Annotated in this window: 1 protein-coding gene; it reads left to right on the top strand. The window is 53.1% G+C overall.

Annotated elements, in window-relative coordinates; all coding sequences use genetic code 11:
• Nucleotides 1-557 (top strand): ATP-dependent helicase (locus tag ACTRC3_RS11765; protein ID WP_440323197.1); only part of this gene is annotated, 557 nt, incomplete at both ends.

Genomic DNA, 557 nt, shown 5'->3' with positions numbered 1-557 from the left:
ATCCTGGTGGATGAGTATCAGGATACCAACCATGTGCAGATGTCAATTGTGATGCAGCTGTGCAGGGAAAAGCTGCGTGTGTGTGCCGTGGGCGATGACTCGCAGAGCATCTACAGTTTCCGTGGTGCCAACATTGACAATATTCTGAATTATCAGCGCCAGTTGCCGGGCACCCGACTCTTCAAGCTGGAGCAGAACTACCGCAGTACGCAGACCATCGTGGAGGCAGCCAACAGCCTGATTCGCCACAACCGCAACCAGATACCTAAGGAGGTGTTCAGCCGGAATGACGAGGGCGAGAAGATTCAGTATAAGCCTGCCTACAGCGACAAGGAGGAGGCGCTGATTGTGGCGAAGGATATCAAGCGCATCAAGCGTCAGGACGATTGCGGATATGATGATTTCGCCATCCTCTACCGCACCAATGCCCAGAGCCGAAGCTTCGAGGAGGAGTTCAGAAGACAGGGTATTCCTTACCGCATCTACGGCGGACTGAGTTTCTACCAGCGCAAGGAAATAAAGGATATCATCGCTTATTTCCGACTGGTGGCGAACCC

The sequence above is a fragment of the Laedolimicola sp. genome, from assembly GCF_051972735.1.
In the GTDB taxonomy this organism is placed as follows: domain Bacteria; phylum Bacillota; class Clostridia; order Lachnospirales; family Lachnospiraceae; genus Laedolimicola; species Laedolimicola intestinihominis.
Note: the sequence above shows the minus strand (reverse complement) of the source record. Positions and strands in the feature narration are given on the sequence as shown.